The sequence below is a fragment of the Pseudomonas sp. MAG733B genome (genome assembly GCF_036884845.1).
In the GTDB taxonomy this organism is placed as follows: Bacteria; Pseudomonadota; Gammaproteobacteria; order Pseudomonadales; family Pseudomonadaceae; genus Aquipseudomonas.
Genome location: NZ_CP145732.1, coordinates 241,747 through 265,637, shown reverse-complemented (window position 1 = coordinate 265,637; position 23,891 = coordinate 241,747). Strand labels below are relative to the sequence as shown.

General features: G+C 58.6%; 21 protein-coding genes. 17 read left to right on the top strand and 4 right to left on the bottom strand.

Annotated features, from left to right (window positions below; translation table 11 throughout):
• Positions 1 to 4 precede the first annotated feature (4 nt).
• Positions 5 to 994: a taurine ABC transporter substrate-binding protein gene (gene tauA / locus V6Z53_RS01200; protein ID WP_338583765.1), complete on the bottom strand. Its 990-nt coding sequence runs from the start codon at positions 992 to 994 to the stop codon at positions 5 to 7.
• Positions 995 to 1,347: 353 nt separating this feature from the next.
• Here tauA and V6Z53_RS01195 point away from each other — a divergent pair, with 353 nt between their 5' ends.
• From V6Z53_RS01195 to V6Z53_RS01155, 9 genes are all read left to right on the top strand, one after another.
• Positions 1,348 to 2,685, top strand: coding sequence for an OprD family outer membrane porin (locus V6Z53_RS01195; protein WP_338583764.1), 1,338 nt, complete (start codon positions 1,348 to 1,350; stop codon positions 2,683 to 2,685).
• Between the two features lie 422 nt (positions 2,686 to 3,107).
• Complete coding sequence (locus V6Z53_RS01190; protein ID WP_338583763.1) at positions 3,108 to 4,448, top strand: OprD family porin; 1,341 nt, start codon at positions 3,108 to 3,110, stop codon at positions 4,446 to 4,448.
• Positions 4,449 to 4,743: 295 nt separating this feature from the next.
• Entirely contained in the window at positions 4,744 to 5,382 is a 639-nt protein-coding gene (locus V6Z53_RS01185; protein WP_338583762.1) for a peroxiredoxin, read from the top strand.
• Positions 5,383 to 5,678: 296 nt separating this feature from the next.
• Complete coding sequence (ssuE, locus tag V6Z53_RS01180; protein ID WP_338583761.1) at positions 5,679 to 6,272, top strand: NADPH-dependent FMN reductase; 594 nt, start codon at positions 5,679 to 5,681, stop codon at positions 6,270 to 6,272.
• A gap of 90 nt (positions 6,273 to 6,362) precedes the next feature.
• A complete protein-coding gene (locus V6Z53_RS01175) occupies positions 6,363 to 7,328 on the top strand; it encodes a sulfonate ABC transporter substrate-binding protein (RefSeq protein ID WP_338583759.1) in 966 nt (321 codons plus the stop codon).
• A 44-nt stretch (positions 7,329 to 7,372) separates the two neighbouring features.
• The gene (gene ssuD, locus V6Z53_RS01170; protein ID WP_150701828.1) at positions 7,373 to 8,521 is read left to right on the top strand and encodes an FMNH2-dependent alkanesulfonate monooxygenase; all 1,149 of its coding nucleotides are present in this window, start codon (positions 7,373 to 7,375) and stop codon (positions 8,519 to 8,521) included.
• Between the two features lie 8 nt (positions 8,522 to 8,529).
• Positions 8,530 to 9,312 (top strand): aliphatic sulfonate ABC transporter permease SsuC, encoded by a 783-nt coding sequence (gene ssuC / locus V6Z53_RS01165; RefSeq protein ID WP_056854057.1) that lies wholly within the window; start codon positions 8,530 to 8,532, stop codon positions 9,310 to 9,312.
• Complete coding sequence (ssuB, locus tag V6Z53_RS01160) at positions 9,309 to 10,115, top strand: aliphatic sulfonates ABC transporter ATP-binding protein (RefSeq protein WP_338583758.1); 807 nt, start codon at positions 9,309 to 9,311, stop codon at positions 10,113 to 10,115. Before ssuC ends, ssuB begins: the two co-directional genes overlap by 4 nt.
• A 33-nt stretch (positions 10,116 to 10,148) precedes the next feature.
• Complete coding sequence (locus tag V6Z53_RS01155; RefSeq protein ID WP_007967989.1) at positions 10,149 to 10,364, top strand: TOBE domain-containing protein; 216 nt, start codon at positions 10,149 to 10,151, stop codon at positions 10,362 to 10,364.
• A 100-nt stretch (positions 10,365 to 10,464) separates the two neighbouring features.
• Here the strand turns inward: V6Z53_RS01155 and V6Z53_RS01150 are convergent, their stop codons facing one another.
• Together V6Z53_RS01150 and V6Z53_RS01145 are read right to left on the bottom strand one after the other, a co-directional pair.
• Positions 10,465 to 11,100, bottom strand: coding sequence for a TetR/AcrR family transcriptional regulator (locus V6Z53_RS01150; RefSeq protein WP_338583757.1), 636 nt, complete (start codon positions 11,098 to 11,100; stop codon positions 10,465 to 10,467).
• A gap of 265 nt (positions 11,101 to 11,365) precedes the next feature.
• On the bottom strand, positions 11,366 to 12,742 hold the full coding sequence (locus V6Z53_RS01145; RefSeq protein ID WP_053163627.1) for a glutamine synthetase family protein: 1,377 nt from the start codon (positions 12,740 to 12,742) through the stop codon (positions 11,366 to 11,368).
• Between the two features lie 678 nt (positions 12,743 to 13,420).
• Here V6Z53_RS01145 and V6Z53_RS01140 point away from each other — a divergent pair.
• The 7 genes from V6Z53_RS01140 (at position 13,421) to V6Z53_RS01110 (ending at position 21,797) form a co-directional block, all read left to right on the top strand.
• Positions 13,421 to 14,779, top strand: coding sequence for a glutamine synthetase family protein (locus tag V6Z53_RS01140; RefSeq protein WP_338583756.1), 1,359 nt, complete (start codon positions 13,421 to 13,423; stop codon positions 14,777 to 14,779).
• A gap of 59 nt (positions 14,780 to 14,838) precedes the next feature.
• The gene (locus tag V6Z53_RS01135; RefSeq protein WP_338583755.1) at positions 14,839 to 16,203 is read left to right on the top strand and encodes an aspartate aminotransferase family protein; all 1,365 of its coding nucleotides are present in this window, start codon (positions 14,839 to 14,841) and stop codon (positions 16,201 to 16,203) included.
• Between the two features lie 172 nt (positions 16,204 to 16,375).
• Positions 16,376 to 17,488 (top strand): polyamine ABC transporter substrate-binding protein, encoded by a 1,113-nt coding sequence (locus tag V6Z53_RS01130; RefSeq protein ID WP_338583754.1) that lies wholly within the window; start codon positions 16,376 to 16,378, stop codon positions 17,486 to 17,488.
• Between the two features lie 189 nt (positions 17,489 to 17,677).
• Positions 17,678 to 18,775 carry a polyamine ABC transporter substrate-binding protein gene (locus V6Z53_RS01125; RefSeq protein WP_338583753.1) on the top strand — a complete coding sequence of 366 codons (1,098 nt, stop codon included), beginning with the start codon at positions 17,678 to 17,680 and terminating at the stop codon, positions 18,773 to 18,775.
• Between the two features lie 72 nt (positions 18,776 to 18,847).
• Positions 18,848 to 19,990 (top strand): polyamine ABC transporter ATP-binding protein, encoded by a 1,143-nt coding sequence (potA, locus tag V6Z53_RS01120; RefSeq protein WP_338583752.1) that lies wholly within the window; start codon positions 18,848 to 18,850, stop codon positions 19,988 to 19,990.
• 35 nt (positions 19,991 to 20,025) lie between these two features.
• Complete coding sequence (locus tag V6Z53_RS01115) at positions 20,026 to 20,907, top strand: ABC transporter permease subunit (RefSeq protein WP_338586428.1); 882 nt, start codon at positions 20,026 to 20,028, stop codon at positions 20,905 to 20,907.
• On the top strand, positions 20,904 to 21,797 hold the full coding sequence (locus V6Z53_RS01110; protein WP_338583751.1) for an ABC transporter permease subunit: 894 nt from the start codon (positions 20,904 to 20,906) through the stop codon (positions 21,795 to 21,797). The genes V6Z53_RS01115 and V6Z53_RS01110 overlap by 4 nt, the downstream gene beginning before the upstream one ends.
• A 92-nt stretch (positions 21,798 to 21,889) precedes the next feature.
• Here V6Z53_RS01110 and V6Z53_RS01105 read toward each other — a convergent pair whose 3' ends face one another.
• A complete protein-coding gene (locus V6Z53_RS01105) occupies positions 21,890 to 22,531 on the bottom strand; it encodes an HD domain-containing protein (protein ID WP_338583750.1) in 642 nt (213 codons plus the stop codon).
• Positions 22,532 to 22,869: 338 nt separating this feature from the next.
• Between V6Z53_RS01105 and V6Z53_RS01100 the strand changes: the two genes are divergently transcribed.
• Positions 22,870 to 23,835, top strand: a complete 966-nt coding sequence (locus V6Z53_RS01100) for a DJ-1/PfpI family protein (RefSeq protein WP_338583748.1) — start codon at positions 22,870 to 22,872, stop codon at positions 23,833 to 23,835.
• The last annotated feature ends 56 nt before the right edge of the window (positions 23,836 to 23,891 follow it).

Here is a 23,891-nt window from a genome sequence, read left to right as displayed (position 1 = left end):
GGGGTTATTCAGAAACAAACTTCGCGCTGACATACGGCGAGTAATCCGGCAGCACCGTCTCAACCTTCCCCTGTTCCTTCAAGAACTTCGCCGTCTCGCCAATCGCCTTGGCCGTGCCGCCGTCCAGCAGTGCGCTGGTCAGTTGCGCCTTGGCATCCGGGAACGCGGAACCAGCCAGCAATTCCGGCACATCGGCAGCGTTGGCACCGGTCAATTTGGCGATTTTCTGTACAGGTACCGAATCGGCGGTCCAAGTGTCCTTGTGCGCCGCATAGTCGGCGAATGAGTCCAGGGTGACCTTGGCGAATTTGGCGATCACCTCCGGATGCTTCTCGGCGTAATCCTTGCGCGCCACCCAGACTTCGAAGGTCGGCGCGCCCCATTGGCCGACCTGCGCGGCGTCGGTCAAGGTCTTGCCAGTCTTGCGAATTTCCCCCAGCGCGGGGGACCAGACGAACGCGCCATCAATGTCGCCACGTTTCCACGCGGCGGCGATTTCCGCCGGTTGCAGGTTCACCACTTTGACTTTCGACGCGTCCAGGCCCCAATGCTTCAGCGCACCCAGCAAACTGTAATGAGAAGTTGATACAAACGGCGTGGCGATGGTCTTGCCGATCAGATCTTGCGGTTTTTCGATGCCGCTGCCGTTGCGCACCACCAGCGCTTCGGCCGCATTGATCTGGGCGGAGACGATGAACGCGACAATCGGCAAGTTACGCGAAGCCGCTGCCGCCAAAGGGCTGGAGCCGAGGTTGCCGATCTGCACATCGCCGGACGCAATGGCAGTGACCACTTCCGGGCCGCTGTTGAAGCGTCGCCAGTCGATTTTCTCGCCGATGGTTTTTTCGTACAGGCCATCCGCCTGGGGGACTTTGCTGGGGTCGATACCGGTCTGGTAGCCAACCGTGAGGCTCGTCGCGTGGGCCGATAGAGAATAAATCAGCGACACACAAACTGTAACAATTGATCTGGATAGTGCGCGTTTGGTCGACATGGAGTGGCCTTTTGAGATGGATATGTTTCCGAATTGCTTCAGAAACTAATCGATCTAAAAAAAGGCTAACAAATACTCTTTAGGAATTAGCTTATGAGTCGGCAGCTCTGAGCCGGACCAGTGAGTGAAATTCCTAAACGGTATGAGAAAAGAATGAATCAATTCTTTTCAGGTTTATGACAAGCGCGTGAACCTGCAAGGACCAAAAAACTGGGGATTAGACTATGGTCGTAGACACACATAGTTACGATTGACTTGTGAGTCACCGTCCGGCGCTAATCGCGCATCTTAGGATTCCAGGCACTTGACCCGGAACCAGGACTACAAGAATTAGAGACTAGAGGAGCTTCACCATGAACAAGTCCACCTTGGCTCTGGCCGTGGCCGTAGGGGTGTTGGCGCAGCAGGCAGGCGCCGCCGGTTTCATCGAAGACAGCAAGGCATCCGTTAGTTCGCGTACCTATTATTTCGACTCCGACAAGCGTGAAGGCGCCAGCACTCCTGCCAACCGCCAGCGCGAGGCCGCTGAAGGTCTGAAGTTCGATTACCAGTCGGGCTTCACCCAAGGTGTCGTAGGTTTCGGTATCGACGCCCAGGCGCTGGTCGGTATCCATCTGGACGGTGGCAAGGGCCATCACCCGGATAACAACTCCTTCACTCCTAGCGATTCCGATGGTTCGGCAGAGAGCTCGTGGAGCCGTGCGGCGGCTAACGTCAAGGCACGCTTCTCGAAGACCGAGGCCCATGTGGGTGGCGCTCTTCAGCCAAACATGCCGATCCTGATCGCGAACGACAGCCGCGTGCTGCCACAGACCTTTGAGGGTGGCACCATCTCCTCGAAGGAAATCGACAACGTGACCTTCAACCTGGGTCAGTTGGAGCACGCGACCGGTCGCGCATCCAGCAACAGCACCGGCCTGGCCGTGGCTGGTGGTACTCAGGACAGCAACCAGTTCCGCTACGCCGGTGCTGATTGGAAGATCACCAAAGACCTGATGCTGCAGTACTACTTCGCGAACCTGGAAGACTACTACAAGCAGAACTTCCTCGGTCTGGTGCACGTTTACCCAATCGCGCCGAACCAGTCGTTCAAGACCGATATTCGTTATTTCGACAGCAGCTCTGACGGCAAGAACGGCACTGCTGGCTACCAGTTCAACAACAACAACGGTTACGCCAAAAATGCGGGCGAGGTCGACAACAAGACCTGGAGCGCTACCTTCACTTACACCTTGGGCGGCAGCGCGTTCCTGCTCGGTCACCAGCGTGTAAACGATGACGGCGGCTTTGTTTTCCTGAACCAGGGTAACGTTGTCGATGGCAACGGTCGCAACGAAGGTGCTGGCGGCGCAAGCTTCTACTCCTTCACCGATGCCACCGTGGGCAGCTTCATTCGTGCTGGTGAAAACACCACGTACGGTCAGTACTCCTATGACTTCGCTTCGTTGGGTGTGCCAGGCTTGAAAGCTTCGGCCGCTTACCTGTACGGCCGGGACATCAAGGCCACCAACGGCGTGGGTGATGACCTGAACGAGCGCGAGACCGACCTGCGTGTGGACTACGTGATTCAAACCGGTCCACTTAAAGGTTTCGGCACCACACTGCGTCACGGTATGTATCGTGGTAACACCAGCACCCTCGATGAAGACCAGACCCGTCTGATCTTCAACTACACCTACAGCTTCATGTAATAGCGTTCGTCCCCTTCAAAAAAACCTCACCACTTGGTGAGGTTTTTTTTGGGATGTGTTTAATATTCCATAATGATAGTAGATGCGTATTTTTTATTCTTTTTAGCTTTTTCCTCCAGCGATTACAGTAAGACCGTCCGACACGCACCGTAAGCCGCGGACCCCGCTTCAAATCCCTCGAAGATCAAAAAAGTTCAGGAATCGGCTTTCACGCCGATACCCCGGATCTGTGCTGTCGAGGCTTATTTCCCAATGCGATTAAAACTGACTTGATGATTCTTTTTAGGATTATGAAGAGGTATTCTGCGCGCCCGAAAAATGACCGCTTCAGACGGTCCGGCGCGAACGGCGCGTCTGTGGATCCAGGGCATTCGACCCAGGACCAGCAGCACAAGAATTAGAAAACGATAGGAGCGAAACAAATGAACAAGTCCACCTTGGCCCTGGCTGTGGCCGTAGGGGTTTTGGCGCAGCAAGCAAGCGCCGCCGGTTTCATCGAAGACAGCAAGGCAACGTTGGGGCTGCGCAACTTCTACATCAACACTGACTATCGTGACGGCACCGGCAACGTCCCGAACAAGAACGAAGAATGGGGCCAAGGCTTCGATCTGCGTTTTATCTCCGGTTACACCCAAGGCACTGTCGGCTTCGGTATTGATGCGATCGGCCTGTTGGGCGTTAAACTGGATTCGGGCGGTGGTACCAACGGTGCAGCGAACACCGCTGCTTACGGCGGTACTGTTTTCCCAAGCAAATCCAATGGCGAAGCAGTTGATAACTTCTCCAGCCTGGGCCTGACTGCCAAAGCCAAGATTTCCCAGACTGAGCTGAAGCTGGGTACCTTGCAGCCGAAACTGCCGGTCATCGTGACCAACGACGGTCGCCTGCTGCCGCAAACCTGGGAAGGCGGTCAGATCACTTCCGGCGAGATCAAGGACCTGACTCTGACGGGTGGCCAGATCGAGCACGTCAAGGGCCGCAACTCCAGCAACAATGAACAGATGTCTATCAACGGTGCTTCCCCACGCACCATCAATAGCAACAAGTTCATCTACGCCGGTGGTGACTACAAACTCACCAAGGACCTGACTGCCCAGTACTACTACGGCAACCTGGAAGACTTCTACAAACAGCACTTCCTGGGTCTGGTTCATAACTGGGCAATCGGCCCGGGCGTACTGAAGTCCGATCTGCGTTACTTCAACAGCTCCGACGACGGCGCCAACGGTCACGATCCGCTGTACTACAGCATCGGCAACTACAACGCGCCTAACGGTAAAGGCAAAGTCGACAACAACCTGTACAGCGGCCTGTTCCTGTACACCGTGGCCGGCCATACCTTCGGTGGCGGTTATCAGGTCAGCAACGGCAGCAGTGACTTCCCTTGGCTGAACCAGGGCGACGGTTCGTCGAACTACACCATCACCGACGCGCAAATCCAGAAGTTCGGTCGTGCCGGCGAGAAAACCTGGCAGGCACGCTACTCCTTTGACTTTGCCAAGGTCGGCGTACCTGGCCTCACGGCAGGTGTGGTTTACCTGCACGGCGACGACATCGACACGGTGAACGCTGCCGGTCGCCAAGCCGCTAACGGTGCTTCCGAGTGGGAACGCGACCTGACCGTGGGTTACGTTGTCCAGTCCGGCGCACTGAAGAACCTCGGCCTGATGTGGAAAAACGCCACCTGGCGCACCGACCTGCCGAACACCCGTTCCCAGGACGAAAACCGCCTGATCGTCAGCTACTCGATCCCGCTGTTGTAATAGCGCTCGCGTAACCCAGGCAAAAAAAGCCCCGCCCGACATCACGCCGGGCGGGGCTTTTGCGTTTTCAAGGCGGAGTCACCCCCGTAATCCCGCCTCGAAATTCCCCTCTTTTGCAGCAACTCAAGGCCTTCTCGAACCTTGGGGCCGATGTTCGGCGGGATGCGTGACCACGTCCAGTGAACAGATCTTTAATATTTCGTTTGGATCTAAATAAATCGATATTTATTCTTTTTAATAGATAAAAAACACAGGCACAGTGGGCTCAACCAGAACTCAAAAGGAGCAGCACACCATGGGTATCAGACTCGGCGATATCGCCCCCGATTTCGAACAGGATTCCAGCGCCGGTACCATCCGTTTCCACCAGTGGCTGGGCGATAGCTGGGGTGTGCTGTTTTCCCACCCGGCGGACTTCACGCCGGTGTGCACCACCGAGTTGGGCTTCACCGCCAAATTGAAAGATGAATTCGCCAAGCGTGGGGTCAAGGCCATCGCGCTGTCCGTCGACCCAGTGGATTCGCACCACAAATGGATCGAAGACATCAACGAAACCCAGAACACCGTCGTCAACTTCCCGATCCTCGACGACGCCGACCGCAAGGTCTCGGACCTCTACGACCTGATCCATCCCAATGCCAACGACACCCTGACGGTGCGTTCGCTGTTCGTGATCGACCCGAACAAAAAGGTCCGGTTGACCATCACTTATCCGGCCAGCACCGGCCGTAACTTCAATGAAATCCTGCGGGTGATCGATTCGCTGCAACTCACCGACAACTACAAGGTGGCTACCCCGGCCAACTGGCAGGACGGTGATGAGGTGGTGATCGTGCCGTCGCTCAAGGATGAAGACGAAATCAAGCAGCGCTTTCCCAAGGGCTATCGCGCCGTTAAACCTTACTTGCGGCTGACGCCGCAGCCGAATCGTTGAAGAGTGGTCGTTCCCACGCTCTGCGTGGGAACGCCGCCCGTGACGCTCTGCGTCACTGAGAACGCGGAGCGTCCATGGATGCATTCCCACGCAGAGCGTGGGAACGATCAGCAGGGGATTTCAGGCCGTTTCGACGGCCTGTTTTTTGCCTGGAAGAATTGAATTTGTATATCTCCTAAACGAATAACCAAATGAATAAATATGATTTATGGATATATAAATCACCTGTTAAGGTCACTCCATCGAAGCGAGATCGCAAATCGCGAATCGCCAACACCGTTCAAGGAATCCTCTGAATGCTGGTCGTCTCACTCGGTGGCAGTCCCAGCCAACGCTCCCGTTCCGGGGTGTTGCTGGAGCGCTCCCAGCGTTGGTTGCAAGGGCAGGGTGTGGAAGTGGTGAGTTACCAGGTGCGGGACTTCCCGGCCGAAGACTTGCTGCATGCGCGTTTTGACAGCCCGAAGGTGATCGACCTGTTGCAACAGATTGAAAACGCCGATGGCTTGCTGATTGCCACGCCGGTCTACAAAGCGTCGTTCTCCGGTGCGTTGAAAACCGTGCTGGACTTGCTGCCCGAGCGCGCCCTGAGCCACAAAGTGGTTCTGCCGATGGCGACCGGGGGCAGCATCGCTCACATGCTGGCGGTGGATTACGCGCTCAAGCCAGTGTTGTCGGCGTTGAAAGCCCAGGAACTGCTGCAGGGGATTTTCGCCGTCGACAGCCAGATCGCCTACGGCGAAGGCAGTGCGCAGGCGCAGTTGGCGCCGGAGCTGGAGCAAAGATTGAATGAGTCGCTGGAGTTGTTTTTCAGCGCCATGGCGCGACGGCCAAAGCCGCTCGATCCGAACCTGTTGAATGATCGTTTGTTGACTGCTCGCTGGAGCATTTAAGCCTTACCCAAATTTTATGTACTGGCCTTACTCGCCCGCTAACGGGCAAGCAGGTGCAGCCAAAAACCCTACTGCAAAAAGGAGAGCGCCATGCGCCCTGTCATTTTGCGTCGTGGTCTGGTCGCTCTGTTTGCTGCGGCTGTCACCTTCGGCGCCATTACTCAAGCTCAAGCCGAGACACTTCGAATCGGCTATCAGAAATACGGCACCCTGGTGCTGCTCAAAGCCAAAGGCACCCTGGAAAAGCGCCTCGCCGCCCAAGGCGTGGACGTGCAATGGACTGAATTCCCCGGCGGCCCGCAACTGCTCGAAGGCCTGAACGTCGGCTCCATCGACTTCGGCGTCACCGGCGAAACACCGCCAGTGTTCGCTCAAGCGGCCGGTGCTGATTTGCTCTATGTCGCCTACGAACCGCCAGCGCCTCACAGCGAAGCGATCCTGGTGCCGAAGGACTCGCCGATCAAATCGGTGGCCGAGCTCAAGGGCAAGAAAGTCGTGCTGAACAAAGGCTCCAACGTGCACTACCTGCTGGTGCGTGCGCTGGAAGACGCCGGCCTCAAATACACCGACATCCAGACCGTATTCCTGCCGCCGGCCGACGCCCGCGCCGCGTTCGAGCGTGGCAGCGTCGATGCCTGGGTCATCTGGGACCCATACCAGGCCGCCGCCGAACAGCAACTGCAAGCACGCACCCTGCGTGATGGCCAAGGCATCGTCGACAACCATCAGTTCTACCTGGCGACCAAGCCTTACGCACAGAAAAATCCCGAGGTGATCAAGACCCTCGTGGATGAAGTGCGCGCGGTCGGCGAGTGGTCCAAGGCCAACCCGGAAGACGTGACCAAACAGGTCTCGCCACTGCTTGGCCTGCCGGCGGACATCACCCTGACCTCGATGAAACGCCAGGGCTACGGTGCGTTGTTCCTCACCCCGGAAGTGGTCGCAGCGCAGCAGAAAATCGCTGACAGCTTCTACCAGCTCAAGCTGATTCCGAAGCCGTTGAGCATCAAAGACGTGATCTGGACGCCACCGGCGGCCGTTGCCAAAGCTCAGTAACTCACGCTCAGAAACTTAAGCCGATTCCCCAAGGAGACCACTCCATGAGCCTCAATATCTTCTGGTTCCTGCCTACCCACGGCGACGGCCATTACCTTGGCACCGCCGAAGGCGCTCGCGCCGTTGACCACGGTTACCTGCAACAAGTCGCGCAAGCGGCGGATCGACTGGGTTTCGGCGGCGTGCTGATTCCCACCGGCCGTTCCTGCGAAGACTCGTGGCTGGTGGCGGCGTCGCTGATCCCGGTGACCCAGCGTTTGAAATTTCTGGTCGCCCTGCGCCCCGGGATCATTTCCCCGACGGTGGCAGCGCGTCAGGCCGCGACACTTGATCGTCTGTCCGGCGGCCGCGCCTTGTTCAACCTGGTAACGGGTGGTGATCCGGAAGAATTGGCCGGCGACGGACTGTTCCTGACTCACGAAGAGCGCTATCAGGCTTCGGTGGAATTCACCCGCATCTGGCGACGCGTGCTGGAAGGCGAAACCGTTGATTACGACGGCCAGCACATCAGCGTGAAGGGCGCCAAGTTGCTCTATCCGCCGATCCAGCAACCGCGTCCACCGTTGTATTTCGGCGGCTCGTCGGAAGCAGCGCAGGATCTCGCGGCAGAGCAGGTGGAAATGGTCCTGACCTGGGGCGAGCCACCGGCCGCCGTGGCCGAGAAGATTGCACAGGTGCGTGCGAAAGCCGCCAAGCTCGGTCGTACCGTGCGCTTCGGCATTCGCCTGCATGTGATCGTTCGTGAAACCAATGCCGAGGCCTGGCAAGCGGCGGACCGACTGATCTCGCACCTGGACGACGAAACCATCGCCCGTGCCCAGGCATCGCTGGCACGTTTCGATTCCGTGGGTCAGCAACGCATGGCGGCACTGCACGGCGGCAGCCGCGACAACCTGGAAGTCAGCCCGAATCTTTGGGCCGGTGTCGGCCTGGTGCGTGGCGGTGCCGGTACGGCGCTGGTGGGTGATGGTCCGACCGTTGCCGCACGCGTGAAGGAATACGCGGACCTCGGTATCGACACCTTCATCTTCTCCGGTTATCCACACCTGGAAGAATCGTATCGCGTTGCCGAGTTGCTGTTTCCGCACCTCGATATCGAACGTCCCGAGTTGCCGAAAAGCGCCGGTTATGTCAGCCCGTTCGGTGAGATGGTCGCCAACGACATTCTTCCCAAAGCCGCGTCGCAGAGCTGAGGCGCGCCATGAAGAAAATCATCCACAGTCTCGCGCCCTGGGCGTTGCCGGTGTTGCTGCTGGCGGTGTGGCAGTTGTCGGTGTCGGCGGGCTGGTTGTCGACGCGGATTCTGCCGGCACCGATTGCCGTGATCGAAGCTGGCGTGAGTCTGGTGCGCAGCGGCGAAATCTGGACGCACCTGGCAATCAGCGGCTGGCGCGCGGCGCTGGGCTTCGCCATCGGCGGCGGCATCGGCCTGACTCTGGGCTTCATCACGGGTCTGTCGAAATGGGGCGAGCGCCTGCTCGACAGCTCGGTGCAAATGATCCGTAACGTGCCGCACCTGGCGCTGATTCCGCTGGTGATCCTGTGGTTCGGCATCGACGAGTCGGCCAAGATTTTCCTGGTGGCGTTGGGCACCTTGTTCCCGATCTACCTCAATACCTATCACGGCATCCGCAACGTTGATCCGGCGTTGGTGGAAATGTCACGCAGCTACGGCTTGTCCGGTTTCAGCCTGTTTCGCCAGGTGATCCTGCCGGGTGCGTTGCCTTCGATTCTGGTCGGTGTGCGTTTCGCCCTGGGGTTCATGTGGCTGACGCTGATCGTCGCGGAAACCATTTCCGCCAGCTCCGGCATTGGCTACCTGGCGATGAATGCCAGGGAGTTCTTGCAGACCGACGTGGTGGTGCTGGCGATCCTGATGTACGCGGTGCTCGGCAAGCTGGCCGACCTCGCGGCCCGTGGACTTGAACGCGTGTGGCTGCGCTGGCATCCGGCCTATCAGGTTGTAAAAGGAGGTGCCGCATGACTGCTCAACAACCTCCACGCCTGCTGCGCGGGATTCCGCTGGCGGTGCGCAAACTGCAAAAAACCTTCGGCTCGCGGCAGGTGCTGCGCGAGATCGATCTGCATATCCCGGCGGGGCAATTCGTCGCCGTGGTCGGTCGCAGCGGCTGTGGCAAAAGTACTTTGCTGCGTTTGCTGGCCGGGCTTGATCAGCCTACCGGCGGTGAACTGCTGGCGGGTTCGGCGCCGCTCAGTGAGGCACGGGAAGACACTCGCTTGATGTTCCAGGAAGCGCGTCTGCTGCCGTGGAAAAAGATCATCGACAACGTCGGCCTCGGGCTCAAGGGCAACTGGCGTCCCAAGGCTTTGGAAGCGCTGGAAGCGGTGGGTCTCGCGGATCGCGCCAACGAGTGGCCGGCGGCGTTGTCCGGTGGGCAGAAGCAACGTGTGGCACTGGCCCGCGCGCTGATCCATCAACCGCGCCTGCTGCTGCTCGACGAGCCTTTGGGCGCGCTGGATGCACTGACCCGAATCGAGATGCAGCAACTGATCGAACGGCTTTGGCAACAGCATGGTTTTACCGTGTTGCTGGTGACCCACGACGTCAGTGAAGCGGTGGCGATTGCCGATCGGGTGATCCTCATCGAAGACGGCGAAGTCGGCCTAGACCTGCAGGTGGAACTGCCGCGCCCTCGGGTCCGCGGTTCCCATCGATTGGCGGCGCTGGAAACCGAAGTGCTCAATCGTGTGCTGTCACTGCCGGGCCAACCGCCGGAACCGGAACCTGTTTCACCGTTGCCAACGCAATTGCGCTGGGCTCAATAACTCAAGTCTTATCCAACGACAGGAATCAACATCATGACTATCAAAGCCATCAACGTGCGTAACCAGTTCAAAGGCTCCATCAAGGAAATCGTCCTCGGTGACGTGCTGTCGGAAATCGACGTGCAGACCGCCTCCGGCATCGTCACTTCAGTGATCACCACCCGCTCGGTGAAAGAGCTGGAGCTGGCGGTTGGCAGCGAAGTGATCGCGTTTGTGAAATCCACCGAGGTGTCGATCGCCAAGTTGTAAACCGTGCGCGCAAACGACAACCCCGAAGGGTTTTAGCCCTTCGGGGTTTTTGATTCCTTAAGATCATTCCAATGTAGGAGCTGCCGAAGGCTGCGATCTTTTAAAGCGCAGCGCGCTTGGGCAGATACGGCGGGAGATAAAGCCCAAGGTAAGCATCAAACACCCGCATCCCTTCCTCGGCCATGCGTGGCGTGATCTGCCCGTGCTGTTGCACCGAGCGCGCGTACACCCGATCACCCAGCTCCATGGCCAGCGCAAACACATCCACATCCCCCGGCAGCTTCGGCAGTTGGAAATGGTGATCGAACAGCTTGTGCATCAAGTCGCCCAGTTCGATGTCATGCTGGCGGTCGGCCTGGGTGACTTCGGTCAGGCCGTGCTGGGCAAGGATCAGTTGGCGCGCGGCGGCATCCTCACCGTAGATGTCGAGCATGCGCTGTTCCACCAGCCGCGACAGATCCCGCCAGCCGCTCAATGCATCGTGGTCGATGGGCGCTTGCAGGCAGGCGCGGAAGGCGGCGTGGACGTCGGCGGTCAGCGCTTCGAGCAGCGCCGGGACGCTGGCGAAAAAGTGGTAGACGGAGGAGGGCGGGATCTCCGCACGCTCGGCGACACTGTAGATCGACAGGCTGGCCACACCCTCGGCGGCCAGCAATGTGCGCGCGGCATCGAGGATCGAATCGATTCGCGCCTGGCTGCGTGCGCGGGGTTTGCGGGGAGTGGCTACGCGTGTCATTGGAGTCTCCTGCGGGGCAGCGGGCATTGTACGCAGAGCGGACAGATGTGCCATATTTCCTGTGGCGAGGGAGCTTGCTCCCGCTGGGTCGCGAAGCGGCCCTAAGACCGGTCAATGCGGTGCACCTGATAGAACCGTCTCGCGGATTAGAGGGAGTCCTTCGGCCTCCAGCGGGAGCAAGCTCCCTCGCCACAGGGATTGATGTTGGCCATAAAAAAACGCCACAGGCTTCAACAGCCGGCGGCGTTTTTTCTACTGCAACTGCTTAAACGGTATGCAGATACCAGTTGTACTCAAGGTCGGAGATGGAGTGTTCGAACTCCTCCAGCTCGCTCTCTTTGCACGCGACGAAGATATCGATGTATTTCGGATCGATGTACTTGGCCATGACTTCGCTGTCGTCCAGCTCGCGCAGTGCATCGCGCAGGTTGTTCGGCAGGCTCTGCTCGTTCTGCTCGTAGCTGTTGCCTTCCACCGGAGCGCCCGGCTCGATCTTGTTGGTCAGGCCGTGGTGCACGCCTGCCAGGACCGAAGCCATCAGCAAGTACGGGTTGGCGTCGGCACCGGCGACACGGTGCTCGATGCGCACGGCATCGGCAGAGCCGGTCGGTACGCGGATCGCCACGGTACGGTTGTCCAGGCCCCAGCACGGCGAGTTCGGCACGTAGAACTGTGCGCCGAAACGACGGTACGAGTTGACGTTCGGGCAGAGGAAAGCCATCTGCGCCGGTAGGGTCTCGAGCACACCGCCGATCGCGTGACGCAGTGCGGCGTTCTGCTCGGGATCCTCACTGGCAAAAATATTCTTGCCATCTTTGTCGAGAATCGAGATGTGGACGTGCAGACCATTACCCGCCTGGCCCGGATAAGGCTTGGCCATGAAGGTGGTGTCCATTTCATGGTCGTAGGCGATGTTCTTGATCAGGCGCTTGAGCAGGACTGCATAGTCGCAGGCCTTGATCGGGTCGGCCACGTGGTGCAGGTTCACTTCGAACTGCGCCGGGGCACTTTCCTTGACGATGGCGTCGGCCGGAATGCCTTGCTCTTTGGCACCTTCCAGAATGTCCTGGAGGCAGTCGACGTATTCGTCGAGGTCGTCGATCAGGTAGACCTGTGTCGAGTGCGGACGTTTGCCGGAAACCGGCGAGCGAGGAGGTTGCGGTCGACCGTTCACGTTCTCCTGGTCGATCAGGTAGAACTCCAGTTCGAACGCGGCGCAGATGGTCAGGCCCATTTCGTCGAACTTGCGCACGACATTGGCCAGCACTTCACGCGGGTCGGCGAAGAACGGCTCGCCTTCGAGTTCGTGCATGGTCATCAACAGTTGCGCGGTCGGGCGCTTCTGCCATGGCTCGTTGCACAGGGTGTCGGGAATTGGATAGCAGATTCGGTCAGCATCACCGATGTCCAGGCCCAGGCCGGTGCTTTCCACCGTCGAGCCGTTGATATCCAGAGCAAATAGAGAGGCCGGCAGGTTGATGCCTTTCTCGTAAACCTTGTGGAGGCTGGTGCGTTCAATGCGCTTGCCGCGCACCACACCATTCATATCCGCAATCAGAAGGTCAACGTACAGAACCTCAGGATGTTCCTTAAGGAACGCGTTCGCTTCGTTAAGCTGAACGGCACGCGGGGGTACCGACATGATGCAACACCTTTGTTGTTAAAAATATCAATCATTGATCTTTTCTGGTTTCAGTCAACCCGAACGGCCTGCCGAAGTCAAGCGAGGCCTTTTATGCCCTGAAAAAGCGCCGCGAGGGCATTTATGGGGCACTTTGGGGCATTTTTCTGCCATCGGACGGCTGGGCACCCGCACAGTTGAGCGGGCCGTGTTGTATTTTTTACGGGGGTGTTGTGTAAAAAAATGAACAAGGCTAAGCTCGAATCAAACCCATAACAGCAATAATACCGGGGTGCTTCATGTCTCGCCTGCCGTTAATCGGCCTCACCGACTGCTCTGTGCAGAACGGTCTGCATGCTTGCCACATCAGTGGCGACATCTGCGTCAGTGCTAAGGTCTCAGCGGCTTCTGGCCTGGCGGCGATCCTTGCTTCCCCGGCGAATCGACCATCCCCGTCCGATATTCTGGACGTTCGAGATGGCACACCCATTACGGTTACTCCATTCAATATAGAACCGATTCACAATAGCGGCTCGGCCATTGCGCAGGGCACCGCTCGTGATTCTGCACGCCCGGTGTTTATCGGGCTGCCTGGAAAAACACGATAGCCTGTCGTAGACACGCATTCCAACGCGACGCCGATGCGTCAAACATCGCCTGACTCCCGAGAGTCGGGAAACTCAAAGCCTAGAGGCATTTATGAGTCACAACCTCGACCAGCTCACCGATTGGTTGAAAGACCACAAGATCACAGAAGTCGAATGCATGATCGCCGACTTGACCGGGATCACCCGGGGCAAGATTTCGCCGACCAACAAATTTATCGCCGAAAAAGGCATGCGTCTGCCAGAGAGTGTGCTGTTGCAGACCGTGACCGGCGATTACGTCGAAGACGACATCTATTACGAACTGCTCGACCCGGCCGACATCGACATGATCTGCCGCCCCGACCAGAGCGCGGTGTACGTGGTGCCTTGGGCCATCGAGCCGACAGCCATCGTCATCCACGACACCTACGACAAGCAGGGCAACCCGATTGAGCTGTCGCCGCGCAACGTGCTCAAGAAGGTCCTGAAACTCTATGCCGACAAGGGCTGGCAGCCGATCGTGGCGCCGGAAATGGAGTTCTACCTGACCAAGCGCAGCGACGACCCGGACTACCCGTTGCAACCGCCAATCGGCCGTTCCGGTCGCCCGGAAACCGGTCGCCAGTCGTTCTCCATCGAAGCGGCGAACGAATTCGATCCGTTGTTCGAAGATGTCTACGACTGGTGCGAATTGCAGGAGCTGGACCTCGACACGCTGATCCACGAGGACGGCACGGCGCAGATGGAAATCAACTTCCGTCATGGCGATGCCCTGTCCCTGGCCGACCAGATCCTGGTGTTCAAGCGCACCATGCGCGAAGCCGCGCTCAAGCACGACGTGGCCGCGACCTTCATGGCCAAGCCCATGACCGGTGAGCCGGGCAGCGCCATGCACTTGCACCAGAGCATCATCGACATCGAGACCGGCAAGAACATCTTCTCCAATGAAGACGGGACCATGAGCCAGTTGTTCCTGCACCACATCGGTGGCTTGCAGAAACTGATTCCCGAGTTGTTGCCGCTGTTCGCACCCAACGTCAACTCGTTCCGCCGCTTCCTGCCGGACACCTCGGCACCGGTGAACGTGGAGTGGGGTGAAGAGAACCGCACCGTGGGCCTGCGGGTGCCGGATGCCGGACCGCAAAACCGTCGGGTGGAAAACCGCCTGCCGGGTGCCGACGCCAACCCGTACCTGGCGATCGCCGCGAGCCTGCTCTGCGGTTACATCGGCATGGTCGAAGGCCTGAACCCGAGCGCGCCTGTGGTGGGCCGTGGCTATGAGCGCCGCAACCTGCGCCTGCCACTGACCATCGAAGACGCGCTGGAACGCATGGAAAACAGCAAGACCATCGAGAAATACCTGGGCAAAAATTTCATTACTGGCTACGTCGCGGTCAAGCGGGCCGAGCATGAAAACTTCAAGCGCGTGATCAGTTCGTGGGAACGGGAATTCCTGCTATTCGCCGTCTGATGCGCCGGGCGCTGCTGTTATCGGGCAGCGCCTTCACCTGATTTTTTTAGGAGATTCGTATGACCAGCAACAACCCGCAAACCCGTGAATGGCAAACCCTGAGCAACGAACACCACCTGGCCCCTTTCAGCGATTTCAAGCAGCTGAAAGAGAAAGGCCCGCGGATCATCACCAACGCCAAGGGCGTGTACCTGTGGGACAGCGAGGGCAACCAGATCCTCGACGGCATGGCCGGTCTGTGGTGCGTGGCGATCGGTTACGGTCGTGACGAGTTGGCCGATGCCGCCGCCAAGCAAATGCGCGAACTGCCTTACTACAACCTGTTCTTCCAGACCGCTCACCCACCGGTGCTGGAACTGGCCAAGGCCATTTCCGACATCGCGCCTGAAGGCATGAACCACGTGTTCTTCACCGGTTCCGGTTCCGAAGGCAACGACACCATGCTGCGTATGGTCCGCCACTACTGGGCGATCAAGGGCCAGCCGAAGAAGAAAGTCATCATCAGCCGCAAGAACGGCTATCACGGTTCCACCGTGGCCGGCGCGAGCCTGGGTGGCATGACCTACATGCACGAACAGGGCGACTTGCCGATCCCTGGCATCGTCCACATCGCCCAGCCGTACTGGTTCGCCGAAGGTGGCGACATGACTCCGGACGAGTTCGGGATCTGGGCTGCCAATCAGCTGGAAGAAAAGATTCTGGAAGTCGGCGTCGACAACGTCGGTGCCTTTATTGCCGAGCCGATCCAGGGCGCCGGCGGCGTGATCATTCCGCCAGACAGCTACTGGCCGCGCGTCAAGGAAATCCTCGCCAAGTACGACATCCTGTTCGTGGCTGACGAAGTGATCTGTGGTTTCGGTCGCACCGGTGAGTGGTTCGGTACCGATTTCTACGGCCTCAAGCCCGACATGATGACCATCGCCAAAGGCCTGACCTCCGGCTACATCCCGATGGGTGGCCTGATCGTGCGTGACGAAGTGGTCGACGTGCTCAACGAAGGCGGCGACTTCAACCACGGTTTCACCTACTCCGGGCACCCGGTGGCCGCTGCCGTGGCGCTGGAAAACATCCGCATCCTGCGCGAAGAAAAAATTGTCGAGCGTGTGCAGACAGAAACGGCACCGTATTTGCAGAAACGTCTGCGGGAACTGAACGATCACCCGTTGGTGGGGGAAGTTCGTGGGGTGGGTCTGTTGGGGGCCATCGAACTGGTTCAGGACAAGGCCACACGCAAGCGCTACGAAGGCAAGGGCGTCGGCATGATCTGCCGGCAGTTCTGCTTCGATAACGGCCTGATCATGCGCGCCGTCGGCGACACCATGATCATCGCGCCGCCGCTGGTGATCACGCCTGCGGAAATCGATGAGTTGGTCGCCAAGGCACGCAAGTGCCTGGACCTGACCCTGAGTGCATTGCAGGGCTAAGTGCTAGGCTCTGAGCGAAGGCGCCGCGGCACCTTCGCTTGGGGACGTCAGAAAGGTTGGCCTTTTCTTGAAAGACTGCCTCGGATCTTGCCAGACTAGCCGCGGTTCCAGTTGTCGGGGTTCGGCCGCTGAACAAAGTGGTTCAAAAAAGAAAAATTTGGAGCATTAACGCATGAAGGCATTAGGCAAAAAGCTTGCTGGCAAGACTCTTCTCGCCATGTCCCTGATGGGCATTATGGCGGGTGCGGTTCAGGCGGACGACAAGGTGTTGCACGTCTATAACTGGTCCGATTACATCGCTCCGGACACCATCAAGAAGTTTGAAGACGAGTCGGGCATCAAAGTGGTCTACGACGTTTTCGACAGTAACGAAACCCTGGAAGCCAAGTTGCTGGCAGGCAAGTCCGGCTACGACATCGTCGTACCGTCGAACAACTTCCTGGCCAAGCAGATCAAGGCCGGCGTCTACCAGAAGCTGGACAAGTCCAAACTGCCAAACTGGAAAAACCTGAACACCGACCTGCTCAAGGCGGTATCGGTCAGTGACCCGGGCAACGAACACGCTTTCCCGTACATGTGGGGCTCGATCGGCATTGGCTACAACGCCGAGAAGGTCAAGGCTGCACTAGGTGCCGACGCACCGGTCGATTCCTGGGACCTGATTTTCAAGCCTGAAAACGCCGCCAAGCTGAAGTCCTGCGGCATCAGCCTGCTGGATTCGCCAACCGAGATGATTCCGGTGGCGTTGCACTACCTGGGCCTGCCAACCGACAGCCAGAAGAAAGAAGACATCGACAAGGCTGAAGCGCTGATCATGAAGGTCCGTCCTTCGATCGCCTACTTCCACTCGTCCAAGTACATCTCCGACCTGGCCAACGGCAACATCTGCGTGGCCGTGGGTTACTCGGGTGACATTTACCAGGCCAAGTCCCGCGCGGCTGAAGCCGGTGACAAGGTGAAAGTCAGCTACAACATTCCGAAAGAAGGTGCCGGCAGCTTCTACGACATGGTCGCCATCCCTAAAGATGCCGAAAACGTCGAAGGCGCCTACAAGTTCATGACCTTCCTGCAGAAGCCGGAAATCATGGCTGAAATCACCAACGCCGTGCGTTTCCCGAACGGTAACGCCGCTGCCACTGCGTTGGTTGATAAAGACATCACCAGCGATCCAGGCATCTACCCGCCAGCGGACGTGCTGGCCAAGCTGTACGCGATTGCCGACTTGCCGGCCGCGACCCAGCGGATCCTGACTCGCAGCTGGACCAAGATCAAATCCGGTAAATAAGCCGGTTTGATGGAACAACCTGTTGCCGTCGTCTGTGCGATGGCGGCAGCAGGTGTAATTAAATGACAGAAAGTTTTGCTGGAACGGTTTTTCGAGGGTAAGTTGCGCGCCGGTTTTGTTGCTGGGCAACCACGGTTGTCATGTAACGCGGGGCAACTTGGGCCCAACTAACTTTTAGAGGACCTCCACTTGCCTATTTTTTCTTTGTTGCGCAATGCCATGCTGTTCGGCGCCGGACTGACGCTTGTCGCCAGTGTTCAGGCCGCCGGCACCGTGCATATTTATAACTGGTCGGATTACATCGGCGAGACCACCCTGGCCGACTTCCAGAAAGAGACCGGCATCAAACCGGTCTATGACGTGTTCGACTCCAACGAAACCCTGGAAGGCAAGTTGCTGGCCGGGCGTACCGGTTACGACGTGGTCGTGCCGTCCAACCACTTCCTCGGCAAGCAGATCAAGGCTGGCGCGTTCCAGAAACTCGACAAGTCGCTGCTGCCGAACTATTCCAACCTCGACCCTGTATTGCTCAAGCGTCTGGAGCAGAACGATCCGGGCAACCTGTACGCTGTCCCGTACCTGTGGGGCACCAACGGCATCGGTTACAACCCTGAAAAGGTCAAGGCTGCGCTGGGCGTCGACAAGATCGATTCCTGGGCTGCGGTGTTCGAGCCGGAAAACATCAAGAAGCTGAGCAAATGCGGCGTGGCGTTCCTCGACTCCGCCGACGAGATGATGCCGACGGTCCTCAACTACATGGGCCTGGATGCCAACAGCACCAACCCTGAAGACTACAAAAAGGCCGAAGCCAAGTTGCTCGCGGTGCGGCCTTACGTGACGTATTTCCACTCTTCCAAATACATCGCGGACCTGGCCAACGGCGATATCTGCGTCGCGATCGGGTTCTCCGGCGATATGTTCCAGGCCCGCAACCGCGCTGCTGAAGCCAAGAAAGGCGTAGACATTGTTTACTCGATTCCCAAGGAAGGCGGCGCACTCTGGTTCGACATGCTGGCGATTCCGAAGGACTCGGCCAACGTCAAAGAAGCGCACGCGTTCATCAACTATTTGCTGAAACCTGAGGTGATTGCCCAGGTCAGTGATTATGTCGGCTATGCCAACCCTAACCCTGGGTCGGACAAACTGATGGAACAGTCCATACGCACCGACGAAGCGGTTTATCCACCGCAGGCCGTACTCGACAAGACCTACGTGTCCATCGAGTTGCCACCCAATATTCAACGTTTAATGACCCGCAGCTGGACCAAGGTCAAGTCGGGTAAATAGCTTCAAGGCTCAAACTATCCAAAGTTGGCTCACCTTGAGCGAACTGCACTCTTTTTTCTGGGAGTTTCGTAAATGGCAGTTGCCTCCGGCGCCTATAAGAAAGCCCTCGAGGGCGACCAGTCACCTAAGCAGGTGCTGGTCAAAATCGACCGGGTCACGAAGAAGTTCGACGAGACGATTGCCGTGGACGATGTGTCCCTGGAAATCAAGAAAGGCGAGATTTTCGCCCTGCTCGGCGGTTCGGGATCGGGCAAATCCACCTTGCTGCGCATGCTCGCAGGTTTCGAACGGCCCACGGAGGGGCGCATTTTCCTCGATGGTGTAGACATCACCGACATGCCGCCGTACGAGCGGCCGATCAACATGATGTTCCAGTCCTACGCCTTGTTCCCGCACATGACCGTGGCGCAGAACATCGCCTTCGGCCTCAAGCAGGACAAACTGCCTGCCGCAGAAGTCGATGCTCGCGTGGCCGACATGCTCAAGCTGGTGCAGATGAGCCAGTACGCCAAGCGCAAGCCGCATCAATTGTCCGGCGGCCAGCGTCAGCGTGTGGCCCTGGCCCGTTCGTTGGCCAAGCGGCCGAAGCTGCTGTTGCTCGATGAACCGATGGGTGCGCTGGATAAAAAACTGCGCTCGCAAATGCAACTGGAGCTGGTCGAGATCATCGAGCGCGTCGGCGTAACCTGCGTCATGGTGACCCACGACCAGGAAGAGGCCATGACCATGGCGGAGCGCATCGCGATCATGCACCTGGGCTGGATCGCCCAGATCGGCAGCCCGATCGACATCTACGAAACCCCGACCAGCCGCCTGGTCTGCGAATTTATCGGTAACGTGAACATCTTCGAAGGCGAAGTGATCGACGACGCCGAAGGCCACGCGATCATTACCTGCAAAGATATGGACCATCAGATCTACGTTGGCCACGGCATCAGCACTTCGGTGCAGGACAAGTCGGTCACCTATGCGATCCGTCCGGAGAAGCTGCTGGTCACCGCTGACATGCCGACCTGCCAGTACAACTGGTCCAGCGGCAAGGTTCACGACATCGCCTACCTCGGCGGTCACTCGGTGTTCTACGTGGAATTGCCGAGCGGCAAGATCGTCCAGTCGTTCGTGGCGAACGCCGAACGCCGTGGCGCACGTCCGACCTGGGGCGATCAGGTCTACGTGTACTGGGAAGACGATAGCGGCGTGGTACTTCGCTCATGAACATGCGCAAATTCAAACGCCGCCTCAATCGAATAATTCCCGGTGGCCGCCAACTGGTCATCGGGGTTCCTTTCATCTGGCTGTTCCTGTTCTTCATGTTGCCGTTCTTCATCGTCCTGAAGATCAGCTTCGCCGAAGCCGACGTGGCCATCCCGCCGTACACCGAAATCTACAGCTACGCCGAACAGAAATTGCAGCTGCTGCTGAACCTTGGCAATTACGCGATGCTGGCCGGCGACGAGTTGTACATCGCCGCTTACCTCGGCTCGTTGAAGATGGCGCTGATCAGCACCATCCTCTGTCTGGTGATCGGCTACCCGATGGCCTATGCCATCGCCAGCGCCCGCAAAGAAATGCAAACGGTGCTGGTGTTGCTGATCATGATGCCCACCTGGACCGCGATCCTGATCCGCGTTTACGCGTGGATGGGCATTCTCAGCAACAACGGCCTGCTCAACGGTTTCCTGATGAGCATGGGCTGGATCAACGAACCGCTGCAGATCCTCAACACCAACCTCGCGGTGTACATCGGCGTCGTCTATTCGTACCTGCCGTTCATGATCCTGCCGCTGTACGCCAACCTCGTGAAGCACGACAACAGTTTGCTGGAAGCCGCTTCCGACCTCGGTTCGAGCACCTTCAACAGCTTCTGGAAGATCACCATCCCGCTGTCCAAGAACGGCATCGTCGCCGGCTGCATGCTGGTGTTCATCCCGGTGGTGGGTGAGTTCGTGATCCCGGAACTGCTCGGCGGTCCGGAAACCCTGATGATCGGTAAAGTGCTCTGGCAAGAGTTCTTCAACAACCGTGACTGGCCGGTGGCGTCCGCCCTGGCGGTAGTGATGCTGGCGATCCTGATTGTGCCGATCATTCTGTTCAACCGCAGTCAGGCCAAGGAAATGGAGGGTAAAGAATGAAGCGCTTCCGTTTCTCCAGCCTGATGCTGGTACTGGGTCTGCTGTTCATCTACGCGCCGATGCTGATCCTGGTGATCTACTCGTTCAACGCCTCGAAACTGGTGACGGTGTGGGGAGGCTGGTCGATCAAGTGGTACGTCGGCCTGCTCGACAACACCCAACTGATGGGCTCGGTGGTGCGCTCGCTGGAAATCGCCTGCTACACGGCAGTTGCAGCGGTGGCGCTGGGTACATTGGCGGCATTCGTCCTGACCCGCATCACGCACTTCAAGGGTCGCACGCTGTTTGGCGGCCTGGTGACGGCGCCGTTGGTAATGCCGGAAGTGATCACCGGTCTGTCGCTGTTGCTGCTGTTCGTGGCGATGGCGCAGATGATCGGCTGGCCGCAGGAGCGCGGCATCGTCACGATCTGGATCGCTCACACCACGTTCTGTGCGGCGTATGTGGCGGTGGTGGTCTCGGCGCGCTTGCGTGAGCTGGATCTGTCCATCGAAGAGGCAGCCATGGACCTCGGTGCGCGGCCGTGGAAGGTGTTCTTCCTGATCACCATTCCGATGATCGCGCCATCGTTGGGTGCGGGCGGCATGATGTCGTTCGCTCTGTCGCTGGATGACCTGGTGCTGGCGAGCTTCGTGTCGGGCCCGGGTTCCACGACCTTGCCGATGGAAGTGTTCTCGGCGGTGCGTCTGGGCGTGAAGCCTGAGATCAACGCCGTGGCCAGCCTGATTCTGCTGGCGGTCTCGCTGATGACCTTCCTGGTGTGGTTCTTCAGCCGCCGCGCCGAAGAAAGCCGCAAGCGTGCGATCCAGCAAGCCATCGAGGAAAGCGCTGCCGACTCGTGGAAACAACCGGACGTGCGCCGCGCGCAGCAGGCGCCGGAAGCGGCGTAACAGCAAAAAGATCGCAGCCTGCGGCAGCTCCTACAGAGGAATGTGTACTCCTGTAGGAATTGCCGCAGGCTGCGATCTTTTGATTTTCAGGACTATGCAATCCAAGGCGACTTGCGGATGATCTCAACGAAGTTCATCGGCTTGAAGCCCGGTTCGCTGTCCACCAGCACGTCAGCATTCACCGTACCGAACGTGGTGTCCGGCTTGTGTTTGAAGCCGTTGGCGAACGCGCAGAGGATGCACTCCTTGAACCCCTCACCCCGTGGATGTGCATGCACCACCGCTTCGCGCTGCTCGGTGGGAAATGCTGCGTAGTCGATGCCCAGCACATCCATTTCAACGCCGGCGGTCACCAGTGCAACGTTGGGGCGCAGGTGGTGCACCACATTCGGTGTAGTGTGCAGAGCAATCGACAGCCACACTTGCTCGATATCGTCATCCGAAAAACCGTACGGCTGAAGGAACGCTTTGGCGGCATTGGCGCTATCGACTTCGAAACGCTCGTTGTCAGTGCGATGACCTTCCACCAGGCCCAGGTCATGGAACATCGCGCCGACGTACAACAACTCAGGGTTATAGGCCAGTTGCTTGCGTTCACCGCTCAGTGCACCGAACAGAAAGACGCGACGCGAGTGGTGATAAAGCAGGTCGGACTCGACATCACGGATGTATTCGGTGGTGGCTTTAGCCAATGCGCTGTCGGGGATTTTGATACCGGCAATGGTGGTGCTCATGGGAGTTTCCTCATGGTGAGCGCCGTGGCGGCGCTGAGGTGTCCAGTCTGTTCGCCCCCCTGAAACCGGACAATCGATCCATGGCTGCGATCCTTGCCAATGAACATGCATATCGCGCCAGCCTCGCTTGTTGGACCTGGATTGGCTAGGGTTGGTCGCGCTGGCCGTACTTTTGTGGCGAGGGAGCTTGCTCCCGCTGGGCTGCGAAGCGGCCCCGAAATCTGCAGCCTGGCCCCGTCAGGCACACAGTGCCCAGTGGGTTTACGACTGCTGCGCAGCCGAGCGGGAGCAAGCTCCCTCGGCACAGGTAAACGTGATCCAAAGAGGCGTTTCGAACCATGAGTAAAACCGTTGCCATCGTGGTCTTCGCCGGTGTCCAGTCGCTGGACGTCACCGGTCCCATGGATGTGTTTTCCGAGGCCAATCGTTTCCTCGCGCCCGAGGATCACTATCGGCTGGAAGTCATCGGCGTGGAGCGTGGGGTGATGGCGTGCTCCAACGGATTGGCGCTGAACGCGCATCGGCATTTCAGCGAGGCGTTGCAGGCTTACGATTTGCTGCTGGTGGCCGGTGGTCCCCAGTTGCCGTTCATGAATTTTGGCGCAGCGTTCGATACCTGGCTGCGTGATGCCTGCGCGTTGGCGCAACGCTTTGGTTCGATATGCAATGGTGCGTTCATGCTCGCCCGGGCCGGACTCTTGGAAGGTAGAACAGTGACAACGCATTGGAGCGATGCGGCGGCGCTGGCGACGTTATGTCCGTCGACCCAAGTCGAGGCCGACCGCTTGTACGTGCAGGACGCTGAGCTTTACACCTCGGCCGGGGTCACAGCGGGGATCGACTTGTCGCTGTACCTGCTGGGCCGCGATCACGGGCCGGAAGTGGCGTTGAATGTGGCGAAGCGATTGGTGGTGTTCACCCAGCGCTCGGGTGGGCAATCACAGTTCAGTCCGTTCCTGACGCCCCACGCGGAACCGACCTCGGCGGTGGCGATGGTCCAGCATTACGTGTTGGCCAACCTGACGGGCGACCTGGCCATCGCCGACCTGGCCAACGCGGCCAACATGAGTGCGCGCAATTTTTCCCGGGTGTTCGCCAAGGAAGCGAAAATCACCCCGGCAGAATTCGTCGAGCGGGCGCGGGTGGATGCCGCGCGAGTGATGCTGGAGAGCACCAGCGCCCCGCTCAAGACCGTCGCCTATCAGTGCGGCTTTCGCGATGCCCAGCACATGCGCAGCGTGTTCAACCGCAGGTTGGGGGTGACGCCGCAGCAGTTCAGGCTGAATTTTGCGGCGATGGTTTGAGCTGATATTGATGTTGTATGAGAGGGCCTCTTCGCGAGCAAGCCCGCTCCCACATT

Bases quoted from the DNA above. Each gene is read 5' to 3' on its own strand.
- V6Z53_RS01100 (WP_338583748.1), top strand. From the start codon at position 22,870: ATGAGTAAAACCGTTGCCATCGTGGTCTTCGCCGGTGTCCAGTCGCTG.
- V6Z53_RS01190 (WP_338583763.1), top strand. From the start codon at position 3,108: ATGAACAAGTCCACCTTGGCCCTGGCTGTGGCCGTAGGGGTTTTGGCG.
- V6Z53_RS01175 (WP_338583759.1), top strand. From the start codon at position 6,363: ATGCGCCCTGTCATTTTGCGTCGTGGTCTGGTCGCTCTGTTTGCTGCG.
- V6Z53_RS01195 (WP_338583764.1), top strand. From the start codon at position 1,348: ATGAACAAGTCCACCTTGGCTCTGGCCGTGGCCGTAGGGGTGTTGGCG.
- V6Z53_RS01110 (WP_338583751.1), top strand. From the start codon at position 20,904: ATGAAGCGCTTCCGTTTCTCCAGCCTGATGCTGGTACTGGGTCTGCTG.
- V6Z53_RS01130 (WP_338583754.1), top strand. From the start codon at position 16,376: ATGAAGGCATTAGGCAAAAAGCTTGCTGGCAAGACTCTTCTCGCCATG.
- V6Z53_RS01105 (WP_338583750.1), bottom strand. From the start codon at position 22,531: ATGAGCACCACCATTGCCGGTATCAAAATCCCCGACAGCGCATTGGCT.
- V6Z53_RS01150 (WP_338583757.1), bottom strand. From the start codon at position 11,100: ATGACACGCGTAGCCACTCCCCGCAAACCCCGCGCACGCAGCCAGGCG.
- ssuC (WP_056854057.1), top strand. From the start codon at position 8,530: ATGAAGAAAATCATCCACAGTCTCGCGCCCTGGGCGTTGCCGGTGTTG.
- ssuB (WP_338583758.1), top strand. From the start codon at position 9,309: ATGACTGCTCAACAACCTCCACGCCTGCTGCGCGGGATTCCGCTGGCG.
- V6Z53_RS01135 (WP_338583755.1), top strand. From the start codon at position 14,839: ATGACCAGCAACAACCCGCAAACCCGTGAATGGCAAACCCTGAGCAAC.
- V6Z53_RS01145 (WP_053163627.1), bottom strand. From the start codon at position 12,742: ATGTCGGTACCCCCGCGTGCCGTTCAGCTTAACGAAGCGAACGCGTTC.
- potA (WP_338583752.1), top strand. From the start codon at position 18,848: ATGGCAGTTGCCTCCGGCGCCTATAAGAAAGCCCTCGAGGGCGACCAG.
- V6Z53_RS01155 (WP_007967989.1), top strand. From the start codon at position 10,149: ATGACTATCAAAGCCATCAACGTGCGTAACCAGTTCAAAGGCTCCATC.
- ssuD (WP_150701828.1), top strand. From the start codon at position 7,373: ATGAGCCTCAATATCTTCTGGTTCCTGCCTACCCACGGCGACGGCCAT.
- V6Z53_RS01185 (WP_338583762.1), top strand. From the start codon at position 4,744: ATGGGTATCAGACTCGGCGATATCGCCCCCGATTTCGAACAGGATTCC.
- V6Z53_RS01140 (WP_338583756.1), top strand. From the start codon at position 13,421: ATGAGTCACAACCTCGACCAGCTCACCGATTGGTTGAAAGACCACAAG.
- tauA (WP_338583765.1), bottom strand. From the start codon at position 994: ATGTCGACCAAACGCGCACTATCCAGATCAATTGTTACAGTTTGTGTG.
- ssuE (WP_338583761.1), top strand. From the start codon at position 5,679: ATGCTGGTCGTCTCACTCGGTGGCAGTCCCAGCCAACGCTCCCGTTCC.